This window comes from Gluconobacter aidae (genome assembly GCF_009547075.1).
GTDB classification, from domain to species: domain Bacteria; phylum Pseudomonadota; class Alphaproteobacteria; order Acetobacterales; family Acetobacteraceae; genus Gluconobacter; species Gluconobacter aidae.
The window spans coordinates 1-18,258 of sequence record NZ_WIPH01000041.1 but is presented as its reverse complement, the minus strand read 5'-3'; the positions used below and the strand labels follow the sequence as shown (position 1 = coordinate 18,258).

At 57.9% G+C, this 18,258-nt stretch carries 15 protein-coding genes; 8 read left to right on the top strand and 7 right to left on the bottom strand.

All coding sequences use genetic code 11. The features are described 5' to 3' along the window. Positions 1–237: 237 nt before the first annotated feature. Entirely contained in the window at positions 238–966 is a 729-nt protein-coding gene (locus GFJ39_RS14310; RefSeq protein WP_228391940.1) for a hypothetical protein, read from the bottom strand. After that, positions 963–1,637: an HNH endonuclease signature motif containing protein gene (locus GFJ39_RS12265; RefSeq protein WP_228391939.1), complete on the bottom strand. Its 675-nt coding sequence runs from the start codon at positions 1,635–1,637 to the stop codon at positions 963–965. The genes GFJ39_RS14310 and GFJ39_RS12265 overlap by 4 nt, the downstream gene beginning before the upstream one ends. A gap of 1,399 nt (positions 1,638–3,036) precedes the next feature. On the opposite strand from GFJ39_RS12265, the gene GFJ39_RS12255 reads away from it, so the two are divergent. The 3 genes from GFJ39_RS12255 to GFJ39_RS12245 all read left to right on the top strand — a co-directional run bounded on the left by GFJ39_RS12255 (position 3,037) and on the right by GFJ39_RS12245 (position 6,080). Then, positions 3,037–3,699: a recombinase family protein gene (locus tag GFJ39_RS12255; RefSeq protein WP_153431580.1), complete on the top strand. Its 663-nt coding sequence runs from the start codon at positions 3,037–3,039 to the stop codon at positions 3,697–3,699. A 63-nt stretch (positions 3,700–3,762) separates the two neighbouring features. Beyond that, positions 3,763–4,986, top strand: a complete 1,224-nt coding sequence (locus tag GFJ39_RS12250; protein ID WP_153431579.1) for a hypothetical protein — start codon at positions 3,763–3,765, stop codon at positions 4,984–4,986. 782 nt (positions 4,987–5,768) lie between these two features. Then, positions 5,769–6,080 carry a hypothetical protein gene (locus GFJ39_RS12245; protein WP_153431578.1) on the top strand — a complete coding sequence of 104 codons (312 nt, stop codon included), beginning with the start codon at positions 5,769–5,771 and terminating at the stop codon, positions 6,078–6,080. A gap of 20 nt (positions 6,081–6,100) precedes the next feature. Here GFJ39_RS12245 and GFJ39_RS12240 read toward each other — a convergent pair whose 3' ends face one another. The 3 genes from GFJ39_RS12240 to GFJ39_RS12230 all read right to left on the bottom strand — a co-directional run bounded on the left by GFJ39_RS12240 (position 6,101) and on the right by GFJ39_RS12230 (position 8,997). Then, positions 6,101–7,225 carry an SMP-30/gluconolactonase/LRE family protein gene (locus tag GFJ39_RS12240; protein ID WP_228391938.1) on the bottom strand — a complete coding sequence of 375 codons (1,125 nt, stop codon included), beginning with the start codon at positions 7,223–7,225 and terminating at the stop codon, positions 6,101–6,103. 75 nt (positions 7,226–7,300) lie between these two features. Next, the gene (locus tag GFJ39_RS12235) at positions 7,301–8,497 is read right to left on the bottom strand and encodes a DUF2075 domain-containing protein (RefSeq protein ID WP_153431586.1); all 1,197 of its coding nucleotides are present in this window, start codon (positions 8,495–8,497) and stop codon (positions 7,301–7,303) included. Between the two features lie 20 nt (positions 8,498–8,517). Continuing rightward, positions 8,518–8,997, bottom strand: a complete 480-nt coding sequence (locus tag GFJ39_RS12230) for an aminoacyl-tRNA deacylase (RefSeq protein ID WP_153431577.1) — start codon at positions 8,995–8,997, stop codon at positions 8,518–8,520. 277 nt (positions 8,998–9,274) lie between these two features. Here GFJ39_RS12230 and GFJ39_RS12225 point away from each other — a divergent pair, with 277 nt between their 5' ends. Further along, positions 9,275–10,063 carry a triose-phosphate isomerase gene (locus GFJ39_RS12225; protein WP_325062941.1) on the top strand — a complete coding sequence of 263 codons (789 nt, stop codon included), beginning with the start codon at positions 9,275–9,277 and terminating at the stop codon, positions 10,061–10,063. Continuing rightward, a complete protein-coding gene (locus GFJ39_RS12220; protein WP_153431576.1) occupies positions 10,063–10,884 on the top strand; it encodes a DeoR/GlpR family DNA-binding transcription regulator in 822 nt (273 codons plus the stop codon). The genes GFJ39_RS12225 and GFJ39_RS12220 overlap by 1 nt, the downstream gene beginning before the upstream one ends. Here GFJ39_RS12220 and GFJ39_RS12215 read toward each other — a convergent pair. Both GFJ39_RS12215 and GFJ39_RS12210 read right to left on the bottom strand, forming a co-directional pair. Further along, complete coding sequence (locus GFJ39_RS12215; RefSeq protein ID WP_194285373.1) at positions 10,871–11,920, bottom strand: alpha-E domain-containing protein; 1,050 nt, start codon at positions 11,918–11,920, stop codon at positions 10,871–10,873. The genes GFJ39_RS12220 and GFJ39_RS12215 overlap by 14 nt on opposite strands. Then, complete coding sequence (locus tag GFJ39_RS12210; protein WP_153431575.1) at positions 11,902–13,416, bottom strand: circularly permuted type 2 ATP-grasp protein; 1,515 nt, start codon at positions 13,414–13,416, stop codon at positions 11,902–11,904. The genes GFJ39_RS12215 and GFJ39_RS12210 overlap by 19 nt, the downstream gene beginning before the upstream one ends. A 310-nt stretch (positions 13,417–13,726) precedes the next feature. On the opposite strand from GFJ39_RS12210, the gene GFJ39_RS12205 reads away from it, so the two are divergent. The 3 genes from GFJ39_RS12205 to GFJ39_RS12195 all read left to right on the top strand — a co-directional run. Further along, a complete protein-coding gene (locus GFJ39_RS12205) occupies positions 13,727–14,614 on the top strand; it encodes a transglutaminase family protein (protein ID WP_153431583.1) in 888 nt (295 codons plus the stop codon). Then, positions 14,601–15,677, top strand: coding sequence for a zinc-binding metallopeptidase family protein (locus GFJ39_RS12200; protein WP_153431574.1), 1,077 nt, complete (start codon positions 14,601–14,603; stop codon positions 15,675–15,677). The genes GFJ39_RS12205 and GFJ39_RS12200 overlap by 14 nt, the downstream gene beginning before the upstream one ends. A gap of 164 nt (positions 15,678–15,841) precedes the next feature. Next, on the top strand, positions 15,842–18,258 hold a 2,417-nt coding region (locus GFJ39_RS12195), incomplete at its 3' end, for a TonB-dependent receptor (protein ID WP_228391935.1).

The window sequence follows — 18,258 nt, the reverse complement described above, 5'->3', positions numbered from 1 at the left end:
ACTCCCGCTTCCCATAAACGGTTCTCGGCGGCTTCAAGCCTCCATTTAACTTTTGGTTTGGAAGGCATGATTCATATGATCCTGATTCTCGTATTTCATGATTGAATGATGGGATGATCTAGCAAACGGGGAATGATGGGCTTCAGCCATACACCATCCCCCCTCTGGGCTATGTGGGTCGCTCACCCATCCTGAGATGGGCGTGAAGGTTCTCTTTCTCTATATAACTGATAGCCCTCATTTTGGCTTTCGATGCCGTTCAACCGTGGCCAGTCCTGCACCTGAAAGGTCCGCCATCGTCTGATTAGGCAGATAGGTGTGATGAGACAGAAGCCAAGAAAGACGGGCCTTCTTGCTGTCTAGGCCATCCATCGCTTTCAGGATGAGGTCCCAGCCCAGCGTCCACGCAATGTTCTTCAGTTTGTCTCGATAGAATACAGGGAACGGAAACGCCTTCCTGCCTCCGCTCAGTATGACGCTGTGGAGATTGGAAGGATCAACGGTCTGGCTATATCCGTCTTTCACGGCTTCATCTGTCACAAACCACCGATCTTGCGTCCGGCCATAGGGTGCCCTTGTGAGCCACCCATTGGCTTCAAGAAGGCGATAGAGAGCCGTCGTGTCGGGAGTGCGGCGGATACAGCCAGAACTTTCCTCATCGCCTTCAGGAAGCCACAGCGAGTCTTCTGAGGCCATCTCTGATATGGTCACGCCCCGCTCACGCCGTTTGGGCTTTGGGTGTTTGGAGCGGGTCTTTTTCTTGTGTTTTGTATTGGAGCGGCCCCCATCCATGCCGAAGTCCGATCTCTCCCAAAATCCTAGAAAGATTTGGTCATAGATGCGTGCAACAAGCCGTGGATCATCCCGGTAAAGGGCGTCCCGGGCTTCTGCGAGCGTTGCCCGCCTGTCGAGGATCAAGTCTGTGATCGCAAGACGAAGGCGGACCTCAACGGCGGGAAGGATCAATTAAGGATCGCTGGGCCGTCGAAGAGTGGAAGTGGAGCGGGTTGCTTCTGACGTTTTAGGAAGTTCTTCAGCCCAGATAGGCTGACGTTGTGCGTGTCCATGATCTTTGTGTGCGTTGCGCCCTTGGCCCGCATCTTCAAGATTTGTTGGCCCTTCAGGGCATTGATGCGCGGTCTGGGTGCGCTAGACCGTCCACGCTCAACCTTGTCGCGCATGTTGTCGGCGTGAGTGCCAAGGATGAGATGGTCAGGATTGCAGCACAAGCGGTTGTCGCATGTATGACGAACAACCAGCCCGTCCGGAATGGTGATGCCGTGGTGGTGTTCGTACACCACACGAGGGACGCTCAATGTACGCTCAACGCCTGTTATCGGGTCGTAGCCGAAGATAATGCCTGATCCGGTTCCGGACTCGCTTCGTGCGCCTGTATTGATGTGACACCGCCCTTTGTGTGGGCCTTCAGGATGGATAGGACCGTTGAAGTCGGTCTTGGCCGCGATGCGCTCCATGATGGGAGTGCGGTGGCGGGGTTTGGCAGGTGTTTTGTTATGTTCGTTTGCCGGGTTTGATGTGGGAAATGTGGGTATCATGCTTTCCTGATTTATGGGTTTGTGGATGTGGTGATGCGTTGCCCTGCCCTTCTGGGCTGAGGCTGGTGCGGTCTGTTGCATCGCTGGGCGCTACCGGCCCTCAAAAGACGCAACCACCTTTGCGCCCTAGTTATGGGCGAGAAAGACGGTCACGCATTTCGGGGGCTGTAGCGGCTGCTGGGAACGCACCAAGGAACCGAGGGCGTGCTAATGCGTCCTCAGTTTCCTGCTGGGTTCCGTGATGGGGTGGCCTAAACCACTGTTTTATATCGGGAATGTGTTATGCATGGCACTTTGCCATGAGTGGAAATATCCTGAACGGCCCTCTCAGATCATAGGCAGATCGTCAGGCGTCCTATGCCGTCCAGAAAATTCCCGTCAGGATAGGCCAGCGTTTCGCATAGCTTACCCAAGGCGTATTTCGCTCAATTTCCTGAGCCATTTCGTTTATGGATACTCCATAGAGAGTCTTAATTCGGATTTCGGCCAAAAATTGGCTGATTCCCGCCAGTTTTTTGAATGTTTCGTCAGGCACTTTTCTGGGCCTTCAGGTTTATGGATACTCCATAGTAAGTCGATATTCGGCTTTTCGCCCGTATTTGGCTGATTTCAGCCAGTTTTTACGCTTCTCTCAGGACGTTAAAGGTCCCGATGTACGGCTAGCGGATTTTAACGGCCTGAGAGCGAGCATTTTGTGGGCCTTTTGGCCATAACAACGCTCATCATGGGTGGGCAGGATCACGAGTGTAGGCATCAGCCTAGGCACCGTGGCCATTTGATTCATGATCCTGTTGGGAGGAAGCGGCCCACAGCGTTTCCGTGCACTCAATCAGTGCAAGCCCATTCCCATCAATCATGTTGAAGCCAGCATGAGGATGATGCCCTGAGAGGTGTGACTGCCCTTCAATCATCCTCCCATCATCATCATTCTTTCTTTGCTTGATGATGAACATCAAGACTGACTGCCCTTCAGAACCTCAAGGCTCTCTGGGGGTGGTGATGGTCCCTTCAGGCCGGATATGGCCTCAAGGCTCGTCATGGCCCATATACGCTATCTCTAGGGGCGATACTCTATAGAGAGTCTTTAATCGCTATTTTGCCAATAATCGGCAGTTTACTGGGGTTTTTCAGCTATTCAAGGAGTCCCTGTTTATTCCGGCATCGTTCCGTAATATGGCCCTGAAAAGGTATCCCAATATGGGACCCTAAACGTCCCTGGAAATGTTTGCGGCCCGCTGCGTCGAACAACAACATTGCGCGACGGCTTTAGGTCGATTTTTGGGAGTTTTCGCCTGAGCGCCTATCCGGCTCGCGGTGGCCCGTTTTGAGTCCCAGAAAAGGACCCGCAAGGTTTACGGCCTTGTCTCCCACCTATGCATTTTAGGAATCGCCGGGATTCCTAAACGGCACGAGTCAGGCTGTCGCTGGGCCTGTATCACCAATGTCAACGACGGTTCACATTCAGCGAACACAGGACGACATGACCACCACAGCCCCGATCTTCGTTAGCTACTTCCGCGTTTCTACAGCCCGTCAAGGCGCTTCAGGGCTTGGTATCGAAGCCCAGCAGAGAGCGGTTGCGGTTCATGTGGCCCAGACAGGCGGACGTGAGCTTGCGTCTTTCACGGAGATTGAGAGCGGGAAGAACAATGAGCGGCCCAAGCTTGCTGAGGCGATGGAGCGTTGCCGCCTGACGGGCGCTGTTCTCTTGATCGCGAAGCTAGACCGGCTGAGCCGTGACGCCCATTTCCTTCTGGGGCTGGAAAAGGCCGGGATCGACTTCATTGCGGCTGACATGCCCAACGCAAACCGCCTGACGGTTGGTATCATGGCCCTCGTGGCCCAGCAGGAGCGTGAGGCGATCTCAGCACGGACCAAGGCGGCACTTGCTGAAGCAAAGGCACGAGGCCAGAAGTTGGGAGGCTATCGGCCCGGCGCTCGGAAGGTGGACTTCAGGCTGTCCATAGAAGCCCGTCAGAGGGCCGCTGAGGCGTTTAGAGCGAGCGTCGGTCCCATGGTGGCTGAACTACGCAATGAGGGCCTGAGCCTTCGTCAGATCGCTTTTAGGCTAACTGAGCAAGGCATCAGGACCGCAAAGGGTGGGACGTGGACCGCTGCGGCTGTGCAGAGGATCATATGCTAATCTTGAGAAATTATTCTCAGTAAATAATATAAAAATACCTTCCTAATCTGAAAGATTTTTTTAATGTCAATTTTTGATCCCAAGGTGTGGAGAGCTTATGAAAAGGAAGAATTAATTGATTTTTTATCAAAAAAAGAAAAAATAAACAGTGAAAATAAAAATGAATTTGAAATTTCACGAAATATACTTCGTATTCAGAGTGCAATATCTCCGTTTGATATTTATACTTACTTAAAGGCTAGGTTTGGTTATCCTAATGGAATTCAAACTATGTTAGCTAATGATAGTTCTTATAATATGTTTCATTGGGATTATTATTTGGATTCTGGAGACGGGTTAATAATGCTCTGTGGATCCACTCAGGAATTCCATGTTATGCATTCCCGTGATTTAACGGATTCAGAGTGGCATAATTTTATTAATTGTCTAAAGCAGGATTTTGGTCGGGTTGGCCGAGAAAAAAGTGATGTTCTAAACAAATTAGAAAAATGGACTATATTTACAAATAGTTATTTGTCTTTGGCAAATCGTTGCTCTGAATTATACCATAAATTATCTGAAAATTTCCAAGCTTTAGAAGAAGATATAAGTAAAGAAGGATTTAGATTTGGTGATTCTGAATTTGTAAGGCACCAAAATATTCGAAGAGAATGGATGGATAGTTTAAATGAAGCGTGTATTGAGCTGCCAATACTCACTCCTATTCTGTTTGAAAATTTTATTGGTATGGTCGTGGCAGTTCTGGTTAAGCCAGAAGTAAAAAGTAATGATCGGTTATATCAAAGTTTCAAGAGGAGTAATTTGGATGTAAAAATATTCGACTTGGCAATGAGATGCAATGGATTTGATAGGGCTATTGATTGTAACAATAAAATTATGAAAAAATATTGGCCTATTGTTGATAGCAGAAACGACCTGGTTCATGGAAATGTGGATCCTATAAAAAATTCATGCGGTGTGGTTTATTTTGATGGAAAAATACCTCTTTATCAAAAGGGCGGTGATCGCATAATAGAATTTATCCGTGGGATCGTTGATCAATACAACCCAAAGAAAATAATAGAAAACTATATTACAGCTCATGAATTTATGTATGAAATTCTTTTACATATGAATGAGAAATCTCGCTTTTCTATAATGGCATTAATGAGTGATTATCAGCCGGGATGGGACGCTAAAAGATCTAGATTTGGTATATTATTTCCAGAAAATTTAATAACATTCTCTTTCCCGGGGGTGCGTTATGACGTCGATTTAGAGCCGCTTGAGAGCGCGAAAGATCTGTAGGTAGTCGCTCTTATGAGTTAAGATATTCATCAATCAGGACTTCGGCTGTCGGTACTACCAGCACGGAAAGGGTCTTGTCGGTAGTGGTTTTTATCTGATTTTTGTTGATATTCTGCGGATTTTTGATCTTTTTGTGGAGAATCCAACTCTCTCCACCATCTGAAACCGCAGAAAATTGCGAATTTCAGGGGTCTACAGAATAAGGGGCAGAAAATGCCTCTTAATTTCTGTGCCAATTTGTGCCAGGGCTGGTCGGTTATCGACTGAAAGACCGGCACGGGGAATGGCACAGAGCCTCCCCAAGGGAATCATTTATCGCGGGCCGCTACAGTATCAGTAGCGCGTTCGCGTGCTCGGTATTTATGCAAATGGCGTCAAAGATCCGCTCGAAGGGGCGGTGGCCGCCCGCGAGGATGCGAGAGGCGCCGTTGATGATCGAACCCGTCAGGACCGGAGCGCCGATATGGGGCGGTTTGATGTCATTACATATCATCCTGACGGCAGGACGTTTTCGCAAGTGTTGCCAAACGGTAAGCGCCAGTTCGGAAGAGTGTGTAGTAAAGAGTCAATGTGTTCCACTTAAAATGCAAAACGATCATATATCCATCATTTTGTGACTGTGTGCTTCAAGTATATGATCCTGTGTGTCACGTTCCGGCATGGTTTCTGATGTTGGGATATCCGTTGCCGTAAAGCTGCGTCATTGTTCGTTGCTGTGCCGACTGTTCATGTCGGTTATGACAGACGCCCCGTATCAGCCCCGGTTCGGGAAGGAGCAGCGTGTGACACAGCGGATTTTCGTCGTGATGATTCTGGCCGGACTGGCAGCCGGACTGGCAGGATGTTCCCATCCGCGCCCGCAAGTGGCCGACAGCCGCTCGGCGCTGCTGCGCCCCCTTGCGACCAGCGGTTCGGACAACCAGAAAGACACCGCCAGGTCGGACCACAAGATCCATGGCGCCGTCAGCGTCGGAACAGGTTTCGGCAGCGGGGGGAATTACGGCCTTGGCCCCCAGTCCGGTTTACAGTCCGGTCTGGGGACCATGACCGGAACCGGGACAAGCGGGGTGGGGCTGACGCCGGAGGGCTGGTAAAGCCCCGGCGTTGCGCGCCCTCAGTTCAGAGGGGCGATCTTCACAACGATATACGGCATGACTTCAAGGTCCCTGCCACCGTGGAACACCGGCAGCCGCGCCCACTGCCCGATCGTGCCATACAGCGCGCCATTGGCGTAGGTCAGGCCGTCGGGCTCCGTCATGCGCGGATCATGGGCCACGACGGAGATCTCTCCATCCGGCTTGCGGCGCAGAATGGCGTGACGCTCATCATCCGTGATGTAGAGCGACCCGTCCGGCCCGGTCGCCATGCCATCGCCCATACCGGTTTCGCCCTCATCCTTCACGGCCCGCTCCAGCGTCGCCTCGCTGGCTTTCGGATCGGACAACACGGCGGTCGGCGCGGAATAGAGACGGCGGCTGGTCTGCGGCTGCCAGTAGAGCGTCTGCTGGTCCGGGCTGATGGCAATGCCGTTCACACCACCCTGCGGCACCACGGCATGGTTCGGATCATAACGCCCCGCGACACCATCCATCACGGCGACAAAACCCTGAACCGGCATGACGGAAACCGTATCGGCCAGAATACGTCGCTGATGCCCCGTCGCCAGATCAACGACGATCAGCGCCGGATGCACATCCGTGGACGTATCGGTGATGAACGCCGTCCCCGCCGCACCATGCGTCAGGTCGATGCGCACGTCATTGACGTGGCTGTCCGGCAGCAGGGCCGGTGCCCCCAGCGGAATGACCTGCGCGATCTTCCCGCTGGCAGGATCGATCCGGAAGAGCTTCTGCGCGCCCGCAACAGTCCCCGTTCCGGCGACCATGCCTTCATCCAGAACCCAGAGCTGTCCCTTCGCGTCAACCGTCATGCCAAGCGGGGAGACAAACTGCTCCTGCGCGGCCGCATCGGGGAAGGGCGTCAGCCTGCCATTGGCATAGAGCGCCAGACGTGGCCCGGAATGTTCATGCGCACTGCGCGGAAAACCAAGCACCAGCCGCCCGTCGGGCAGGACCGCAATGCCGGAAGGCTGGGTATTGGAAAACCGCCCGATGATCTGCACATTGCCCGAAGGGAGCGTGCCCTTGTCCACCGTCTGGGCGGCGAGAACAGGGGACGCAGCGGACAGCGCTGCGAGACCGGCGCTGAAAGTGAAGGCCAGAAGTGTCTGACGGGACATGGTTGAAATCTCCTTTACCGTGAAAGGACCAGAGCGGCCACGCGATGACAATTCACGCAAACGCGAACCGAGAGATCAGGTTCGCAGCAGGCGCTCACGCAGGGCGGGATCATGGGCATACAGGAACAGCCCGTGGATACCGCGTGTGAGGATGACGTTCAGGGCATTGAGAATGACGCGCTTTTTCGCCTCTTCCGGTGTCGCAATCCCGTCGCGTCCCTGAAACGCCGCACTGTCCTCGTAACGCTCCGGTCGCACCCCGATCCGGTCGTTCTTCGCGTCATAAAATAGCGACGGGCCGAGAATGACGCCCGCATAATTCAGATCGAACCCCTGAATCGTATAGACCGATCCCACCTCGTCGATCGTATCCGGCCGCTCGGCCCAGGGCAGTTTCTCGCTTGGCAGGGAGCGGTCCCAGTGCAGGCGGAAATCGCCTTCGGTGATGAAATGATCCTCACCGTTGAGCGTATAGGGGTAATCATAGGTCGAAAGCAGGCGGCACAGACCGTATTTCGCATTGCACGCGCACAGATCCGCATAGAGCTTCGCGCAGTCGTCATAGATCCGCAGATCAAAAGACGGATCTTCCGGACGCGGCAGGATCTCCCCCTGTCCCAGCGCATCAATCCACGAACATGTCGCGGGACTGGCCGAAACGCGGAACTGCGTGTCGAGATGGAACGTCTCCGAAGGACGGCCCTTGCGGAAACTCTCCAGCAGATCGGTGGACCAGTGGCTCTTGAACTTCAGGACCTGCAACGGGTCGAACACCACCACCACGATCCGCGCCCAGCGCAGGATTTCTTCCAGATGGTTCTGTTGGGCGAAATGGTTGTAACGGTCCGGCCGCGTCAGCAGCAGATGTGCCTCATCCACCAGAACGATATCCGCGCGCTTGCCGGTTTTGGCGGATTTGTTGATGAACGTCGTCGGGCGTTCGTAATCGCTCTTGCGCAGGTTGGGCATGGTGGCCGCGATATTGCGATAGAGCTTGAGCATCTCCGGATGGTTGACGATCACCATGTTCCGCAGACCGCGTAGCGGATCATCCGCCGCGCCACTCCGCGCCCGGGTCTGGAGCGTATTGAAGATCGCGTTCAGGACAACGCTCTTCCCCGTGCCCGCCGCACCCTCGATGACGAAGAGCGCGCTGTCATCCGACTGATGCCGCTCGCAGAACGACACCACCCGGTGCAGCAGCTCCGTCTGCGGCCCGGACAGCGCAAGCTCGGGGGAGAGCTTGTGCGTCGCGGCATTGTCCAGCGCCATGGGGGAAGCGGTCACGCGGGTCAGTCCGCGGCGATATCGGCCACTTTGGCATCCGTGGCGCGCTGGGCGTCCGCCGGCGTGATCCGCACGACAAAACCCTGACCGCCTGCATTGATATAGACATGCCCGCGCGGCATGGCGTCCTGCGAGATGACCACCGGGATCGGCGTTTTCGAACCGAACGGGCTGGTCCCCCCGGACTGGAACCCCGTCAGCTCCTGCGCCTTTTCAGGATTCATCATCCGCGCATTGCGCCCGCCAAACAGCGCCGCGACCTTCTTCAGGTTCATCCTCTGATGAGCCGGCGCCACCACGCAGACCGGCTGCTTCCTGTCCACTTCGACCACCAGCGTCTTGAGCACGTCTTCGGGCGCCACGCCGATGGCTTCGGCCGCCTGCATCCCGATCAGTCCGCCATTGGGGGCGTATTCGTAATCATGGACGCTGAAGGGAATGTTTTTCGCTGCCAGAAAGGCCGTTGCAGCTGTTTCGCGGGTCATGTGAGCGCTCCGTTGCCAGAAACAGGTCTCCACAGGCCGGGCGGCTGAAATCGTTGAGGATCACTCCCGGCACGACCTGCAATAGTCTGACATCTCTATGAAGGCCCGGAACCCGATTGGCAACACGACGCTTCAGGGGCAGAGATGTATCGTTATTGACGGGACGGGTGTCATTTTTTCTGTTATAGTTTAACGGTAAAGATATTCCGGAGACGTCGGGATTCGGGAGAATCGTCGCAAACGTCCGGCCCGTTGAAACCCTGTCGTGAGGTTAACCGTGGATCAGAAGACCGTCTGGATCGGGACGAACTGGAAAATGAACAAGGGTCCCGCCGAAGCCGTTGCGGCGGCCCGGGCCCTTGCGGCCTTTCGTCCTCCCGAGGGCGTTCGGGCCTTCGTGAATCCGCCGTTCACGTCCCTGAAAGACGTGAGCGCGATCCTTCAGGACAGCCCCGTAATCGTGGGCGCACAGAACATGTTCTGGGAAGACAGCGGCGCCTGGACCGGGGAAATTTCCGCCCCGATGATCGCCGAATGCGGCGCGTCCATGGTGGTGATCGGCCATTCGGAACGCCGGCAGCATTTCGGCGAAACCGACTGGACGGTGAATCTCAAGGTCCGCGCGGCGCTGAAGCACGGTCTGCGGCCGCTGGTCTGCATTGGCGATACGCTGGACGAGTTCGAGTTCGGGGTCTCGCAGGAAACGCTGGCCCGGCAGACGAAAATCGCGCTGCATGGGCTGTCGCAGGGGGATTTCGCCCGGGTTCTGGTCGCATACGAACCGGTCTGGGCCATTGGCTCGGCGGGGCGCCCGGCGGAAGCCCCGTTCGTATCGCAGATTCATACGAAACTACGCGCCGTGATGCAGGAAATCACCGGCCCGGACAGTACTGTCCGGATCCCGCTGCTCTATGGCGGCAGCGTGTCGCAGGCCAATATCCGTGACTATGTCGCCCTGCCGGACGTGGACGGAGTGCTGATCGGCCGCGCTGGCTGGGAGCCCGCGGATTTCATGAAGCTGGTCGACAGCGTGAGCACCCTGGTCTCGTCGAAGGTGAATGCCTGATGAATGCCGTGCTCGTGGAAGGGCAGGTTCTGTCTGGCCGCCGGCGCGGGATACTCGACTATGTCACGGAGCGGGGCGTGGTGCCGGTCGGGGACCTGCTGGAGCGGTTTTCGTTGAGCCGGGCCTCGATCAACCGGGACCTTCTGGCCCTCTCCGCGCAGGGACTGCTCCGGCGGATCGGGCCGGACATCACGGCCCTGCCGAGCGTGAGTTCATCGGGGAGCGTGGTGTACCGCGCGCGGCAGGCCGTTGCGCAGAAACAGGCCATCGCCGCGCTCGCAGCCTCCCTGATCAGCCCTGGTGATACGGTGGCGCTCGATGATTCCACGACGGTGCGAGCGATGGCAGATCGCCTCTTCGCCCTCGCGCCTCTGACGGTCGTGACCAACAGTCTGGGGCTCGGGAGCCGTCTGGGGGCATGCGAGACGCTGAGCCTGATCGGTCTGGGCGGACGGTACAATCCGACGTTCGAGGCTTTCGTCGGGATGGTCTGCGAACAGAGCGTGATGTCCATGCGCATCGACCTGGCCTTCGTCTCCGCTGCCGCCATCCACGGTCTCACGGCCTATCACCAGGTCGAGGAAGTCATCCGCGCCAAGCAGGCTTTGATGGCGGTCTCGGACTCCCGCGTGCTTCTGGTGGACAGCGGAAAGTTCGGCAACTCGGCCATGAGCCGGCTGGCGGCACTTTCCGAGTTCGACGTGGTCATCACCGATGACGGCATCGATCCCGGTTGCGCCGCAAGGCTGCGCGACGCGGGCGTAACGCTGAAGATCGCTGCGGTGCCCCCGCCAGTGGAGAGCGTCCTTACTGCGGGATGAAGGTCTCCTCCCGGCTCATGAGCGGGGCCGCGGGCCAGAATGTGATCGAGACGTCCGCCTGCAAGGCCGCAAGCTGGTCCTGGATATAGGTCATGTATTCATGCAGCCCGCGGGAAATGATGTCCTCGGCTGTCTGGTCCTCAAGCGTGGCGCGCAGATTGATGATGCGCTCCTGAAGCGGGCTGCACTGATGGCGCAGGTTGTAATGGGTGGACAGCGCGTTGAGCGTGTTGTCCACCTGCCGCAGGTTGAGCATCAGGGAGCGCGGAAAACCTTCGTTCTTGAGCAGGAAACCCACCACATTGGCAGGCGTCGTCGTGACGGGTTGCAGGCGGCGGAACGCGTGATACGCAGCCGCCGAGCGCAGGACGGACCCCCACTGCGTGATATCCATCTGCGACCCCGAGGTTTCGCCGCCGGGCAGAAGCGTATGGTAACGGATGTCGATCAGACGGGTGATCTGGTCGGACCGCTCGAGATATTTTCCCAGCAGATAGAACAGCCACGCCTGATCGCGGTACAGCGTGCCTTCCGTGACGCCGAAATGCGTCTGGCAGTCCTGTTTGAGGCGGTTGCACAGCCCGGACAGACCGTTGCGCCGGATGTCCGGGGTGGAAAGCTCCATCATGCTTCGGGTGAAGACGTTGAGCTGCATCCACATCTCGGTGGAAATCAGGGGGCGGGCCGAACGGGCGTTCTCGCGGACCATGTGGGCCATGGCGCGGATGGAGGTCGGGTTCGCGCTTTCGGTGATGTAGAAGGCGAGGATGTTTTCTTCCGTCGCGGGGAAGGGATAGATCGCTGCATAGCGCTCCTCGTCCGAATTGATCTGAAGGATCGAATCCCAGCCCGGACTGCCATCAGGGTTACGAACGAAGGCTTCCGTGACTTCCAGAAGACGCGCAAGGTTCTCGATCCGCTCCATGTAGCGGGCAAGCCACATCATGCTCTCGCCATAGCGTGACAGCAGCATGTTCAGATTGGCGAGCATGGCGGGAAAACGTGTGCCGGTCTGTGTCATCGGGCCATCACCCATGTGTCTTTCGAGCCGCCGCCCTGAGAGGAATTGACGACCAGCGAGCCCTTGCGCAGGGCCACGCGGGACAGTCCGCCGGGGAGGACCCATGTGTTGTGTCCGGTCAGGGCGAACGGCCGGAGATCCACATGCCGCGCCTCGACCCCGCTGGGACACAGCGTCGGAGAGACGGACAGATCGATGACGGGCTGGCTGATATAGTTGGACGGGTCCTCAAGCAGCTTGGCGCGGAACTCGTCCAGCTCCGTCTGCGTGGCCTGCGAGCCGATCAGCAGACCATAACCGCCGGACTCACCCACCGGCTTGATGACCAGCTTGTCCATATTGGCCAGCGTATAAGCGAGACCTTCCTCTTCGGCGCAGATATTGGTCTGCACGCTGTCGAGAATGGGATCTTCGCCCAGATAGTAACGGATAAGACGCGGCATATAGGCATAAACGGCCTTGTCATCCGCTACCCCCGTTCCCAGCGCATTGGCCAGCGTGACATTCCCGCGCCGGTAGGCTTCCACAAGGCCGGGCACGCCGAGCATGCTGTCGGGGTTGAAGGCCAGCGGGTCCAGATACTCGTCGTTCAGGCGGCGATAGATCGAATGGACCGGGCGAAGCCCTGCCACGGTCCGCATATAGACGCGATGGTTCTCAACGATCAGATCCCGTCCTTCAACAAGCGGCACTCCCATCTCGCGCGCCAGAAAGACATGCTCGAAATAGGCGGAGTTATAGATGCCCGGCGAGAACAGCACGACCTGCGGATCGCTCACGCCCTCGGGTGCGACCTCGCACAGCGTCTGGTGCAGCCTCAGCCCATATTCCTCGACCGACCGCAGAGGCATGCCCGACGCCAGATCCGGCATCAGCCGCAGCGTCATGTGTCGGTTCTCGATGACGTAAGACACACCCGACGGCGTGCGGGCATTGTCTTCGAGCACCATGAAACGCCCGCTGCGGTCACGGATCAGATCGGTCCCGTTGATATGGACATAGACGTCGCCGGGCACGGGCACGCCGACCATCGCTTCGCAGTAATTCGGATTGTTGAGCACCAGACCGGCGGGGATGATGCCGTCCCGCAGGACATGGCGTTCATGATAGATGTCCCGCAGGAACAGGTTGAGCGCTCTGACGCGCTGCTGCACACCATGGTCGATATGGTCCCATTCCGCAGCCGTAAGGACACGCGGGATCATGTCGAAAGGCAGGATGCGGTCGATCGCTTCGCGGTCGGAATAGACGGTGAAAGTAATGCCCAGACGATAGAGCTGCGCTTCCGCCGTGTTTGTACGGTGGCGCAGTTCGGCAAGATCGAACTCCGCGAGACGGTCACGAACGGTCTGAAGGCTCGGAGGGAGCGCATCCGTCCGGTTCATGAGTTCGCAGAAAAAATCCGGCGTGTCATAGGCGGCGAACAGCCCGGCCGCACTTTTGGGAGCAGCACCGGCCGGGGAAGCGCTGGAAGAAGCGGGACTGGGAGACTGCAAAACCGGTTTGTTCATTCTCTGCCTCACAACCCTGTTCTTCGCCGACCCAGTGCTGATGGAAAATCCGATCAGCCGCCTCGGTTCATTACGATGTTTTATTAACGGAGCAAGTTTCCGGCCCTTTGCCAAGCGTGAAATTTTCCATTTGGACGGATCGGGAAAAGTCCGGCGGAAATTGTTGCGGTTCCCGGGAAGACTGATAGGGTAATGTTTCGATTTCTGTCAGACGGGATGGTGGATGGCCGGGGTTGCCGGAGTGGGATGGCCCGAAAACCGCGTGTCTGATTACGAGTATCTGAAACCGTTTCCACAGGGCCTCCTGAGCATGAATTCCCGCGTCATACTGCGCCATCAGACCCGATATCAGTATGACCGGCCCGTCTTCCTGGGGCGTCAGACCGTGCGCCTGTGCCCGGTGCCGCGGGTGCGATCCGCGATCCGCGATTACGCGCTCGAGGTCTCTCCGCAGAACGCGGAAATGACTTGGCGACAGGACGCCTATGGCAACCGGGTGGCGGAAATCCGGGTTCCGGAGCGTGTGACGGGCTTCGACGTTTCGGTCCGCATGGATGTGGATCTTGGTGCCCGGCCAGCCCTGTCCGTGCTTGCGGAAGCGCCGGTCTGTACCGCCTATCGCGATGTGGACGCGGCTGGCGCGCAGGTGTCGCGTTTCGTCGAATCCTGGCGGATGACGGGAGCGGAAAAGACCTCGGAAGCAGTGGCGGATCTCAACCGCGCCGTGGCGGAGCGCCTGACCTATCAGCGCCGGACTGAGCCGGGCGTCTGGACGCCGGAAGAGACGTTGCAGCGGCAAAGCGGATCGTGCCGGGACAGTGCATGGCTGCTGGTGACGGTCCTGCGCCATCTGGGATTTTCGGCGCGCTTCGTGTCCGGCTATCTGATCCAGTCCGACGCCGCTGGCGCCGCCGACGGCCTGAACTGCGATCTGCATGCCTGGGCCGAAGCCTGGATCCCCGGAGACGGCTGGATCGGTTTCGATACGACATCGGGGCTGGTGGTGGCGCAGCATCACATCCCGCTTGCGGTGGCCGGCCGGCCCGAGGAAGCCGCGCCCATTTCCGGAATGCTGGACCGCTGTCGCGCCACGTTCGACGTGACGATGAGGGCGGAGCCCTTCGTGTCCGGGCGCGATGTTCCGGAACTGGTCATGATCGGGCGGCCCGGTGTAATGCGATCCCATGAAGCTCTTTGAGTGCCAGTCCTGCGGCCAGATCCTCTTTTTTGAAAACACGGCCTGCGAGCATTGTCGCCGTGCCGTCGGATATCTGCCCGAGCAGTCGCTACTGACGGCGCTGGACCCGGCCGGGGACCGGCTGTGGCATCCGCTGGAGCCATCGGTGAAACACGAACAGGTCCTGTACTGTTCCAATCATGACGATGACGTCTGCAACTGGCTGACGACGCCGGATGCCACAGGGGGCAGGTCGTTCTGTCTGGCCTGCCGGTTCAACCGGACGATCCCGAACCTCGACATCCCCGGAAATCTTGAGCGCTGGCGGAAGATCGAGGTCGCCAAGCACCGCCTGTTCTACACGCTGCTGCGCCTGAAACTGCCGCTGAAGGACCGGCGTCAGGACCCCGAAAACGGGCTGGTGTTCGATTTCCTCGACGACGCGCCGGACGGCTCATCCTCTGTCATGACCGGACATGCCAACGGCGTCATCACCATCGCCATGCGCGAAGCCGATGATGCATCGCGTGAGCGCATGCGCGTCGAGATGGGGGAATATTACCGCACTCTTCTGGGGCATTTCCGGCACGAAGTCGGGCATTATTACTGGAACGTCCTTGTGCGTGACGCCGGACGGCTCGACGAGTGCCGGGCGGTGTTCGGGGACGACCGCGCGGACTACCAGAAGGCGCTTCAGGTCTATTACGACACCCTCCCACCGCCCGACTGGCAGGACAGCCATGTCAGCGTCTACGCCACGTCCCACCCCTGGGAGGACTTTGCCGAGACCTGGGCGCATTACCTGCATATCGTCTCCACGCTGGAGACGGCCTGTGCGTTCGGCGTGAGTGTGGATCCACGGGTGCCGGGGATCGGCCATGCCTCGGGCCGCACACTGGGTGACCCGTACACGCAAGCGTCTTTCGAAGACATCATGCAGGCCTGGCTGCCGCTGACCTATGCGGTGAACAGTCTGAACCGTTCCATGGGGCTGGCGGATTTCTACCCGTTCGTGCTGACCGCCGGGATCATGCACAAGCTGGCCTTCATCCACCGTCTGATCCGCGAGAGCCAGCCCACCTGAGGGCCGGCTTTATTCAGGACGCTTGCCGTCCGGTTGCGCAGCGCATATCGTGCCGCTTCCGGGATCGGGCCCAGTGTTGTCCCGAAACGATCGCCTTCCGATTTCGATACTGATCCGAACCCGTTTCCGTGCCATCCCTGCTGGCTCGCTCAGGTGGACTGTCTATGTGTAAACGATCCGGCGTCCTGCATTTCGCACTTTCGGTGACGACGATGCTGTCTGCCGTTTTTTCTCCGTCCCTCATGGCCGCGCCCCGCCATCCGGCCATTGTGCATAAACATGCCCCCCGGGCCGCTGCTCCGGCTCCGCGCGTGCATCGTCAGGCCGGGCCCTATGTCAGCCAGAGTGCGGAAAACATGGCCGTCGTGGCGCAGCATCCGCCGCGCGGAACAGTCGAAACGGTCAGCCAGAAAATGCTGGCGGAGGCACCGGCCGGGACCAACCCGATGAAGGTCATCGCGCAGCTTCCGGGCATCGTGTTTCAGTCCGGCGACGCTCAGGGGCTCGATACCTGGAGCGCGCAGATTTTCATGCATGGTTTCCAGCAGCAGGAAATCGGCATGACGCTGGACGGGATGCCGCTCGGGGAGATGACGTTCCGAAACTATAACGGTCTGAACCCGATCATGGCGATCTCGTCGGAGAACGTGGCGCGCATTGATGTCTCCCAGTCCGCCGGTGCGGAGAGCATGGCGGCGAGTAACAATCTGGGTGGCGGCCTGAGCTATGTCTCGATGACACCGTCGGACAAAATGGGCGGCACGGCTGCGGCGGGTTTCGGCAGCTACAGCACCTATCACACGTTCCTGCGCTTCGAGAGCGGGAAGCTCAATTCCAGCGGCACGAAGTTCTATACGTCCTATATGCGCAACGACAGCGGGATGTGGAAGGGCTATGGCGAGCAGTTCATGCAGCAGGTGAACGCCAAGCTCGTACAGCCGATCGGCCATGACAGCTCGATTTCAGCCTTTTTCGACTGGAGCGACCTGCACCAGAACACCTATCCCGATGTTTCGCCGCAGATCATCAAGCGGGTTGGCTATGGTCTGTCGAGCTACGAAAACGGCAGCAATTCCGGCTATATCGCAGCCGTAAACGCGGCGAACGGGATCTACTCGGGGAAGGTCGGTACGCTCGATGATCCGGAGGATGCGGCCTATTATGATGGCAGCACGAATACGGTCGATACGTTCGGCGGCATCAAGGCCGATCTGCGCCTGACAGACCGTCTGACCTGGAACACCACGGCTTACGGGCATGGCGAGCGAAACCAGACCTCCTGGGCGACGCCATATTATCCGTCACCCACGGGATCGCCGGTCAGCGAACTGCTGAAAGAGCCGGAAATCCGGCGTTTTGGCATCGTCTCGGCACTGCATTACGATATCGCGCGCAATCATATCGGCGCGGGTGTCTGGTACGAGAACAACAGCTACATGTCGCCCATGAACGCCTATGCGCAGCCGGCGGTGGTGAATGGCGTGGTGCAGGGAAAGGTGCATGATCCGCTGACCCAGTGGCGCGATCCGTTCGCCCGGATCTTCAACCAGAACTACAACACCAACACGTTCACGGCCTTCGTGCAGGACACGTATAACGTGCTGCCGAACCTGGCCCTGCATTTCGGCTTCAAATCCCTGCTGAGCACGACGCGCGTGGGCGACGGCTATCTGAACCAGGATTATTACGGCGCAGGTGCTGCCATCACGAGCGGGGAAAGCCTGACGGTGGCCAAGCCGTTCCTGCCGCATATTAGCGCGGACTGGCATTTCCTGAAGGGTCACGAGCTGTATTTCGATATTTTGGAAAATGCCCGGACCTATGCGGAATCCGGCTACAAGCTCTCGAACTCGCCGTTTGCCGTTTCCCAGACCGCGTATGACGATACGAAGTCTTCAATCCGCCCCGAGACGGCCTGGACCTATGCGATCGGCTATCGCTACACGGGCCAACTGATCGCCGCGACGGTCTATGCGTATCGCACGAACTACAATAACCGTTTGCAGCAGATCACGGAAGGGCCGGTCGTCAACCCGATCTCGGCCGTCTCGAACGTGGGGGGCGTGACGATGAACGGTGTGGATGCGGGCCTGACACTGATGCCGTTCCGCGGTTTCGCGCTGACCAATTCCGTCAGCTACAATCATGGCGTCTATGACCAGAACCTTGTCAGCGGCTCCACGGTCTATGCGACGAAAGGCCAGCAGATCGTCAATTATCCGCGCTTCATGTATAAGGGGCGCGTGTCTTACGAATGGCGCGGCATGACGGCCTATGCCGATGGAAGCTACACCGGCACGCGCAATTACAGCTACACGGGAGACGTCAAAAGCCCCGGCTACTGGCTGACGAATGTGGGCGTGCAGTACAGCTTCGGAAATATGAAGCAGTACAACCGCTATCTCGGCGCCATCAAAAACCTGACGGTCTCGTTCAACGGCTCCAACCTGACGAACAAACGCTATATTTCCACGATGGGCCAGAACGGCAATCCGGCGGATATCGCTTCCGGCGCGCTGACGGATCAGTCCATGCAGATCGGAGCACCCCGGATGTTCTTCGGCAGCGTGCGGGCGGACTT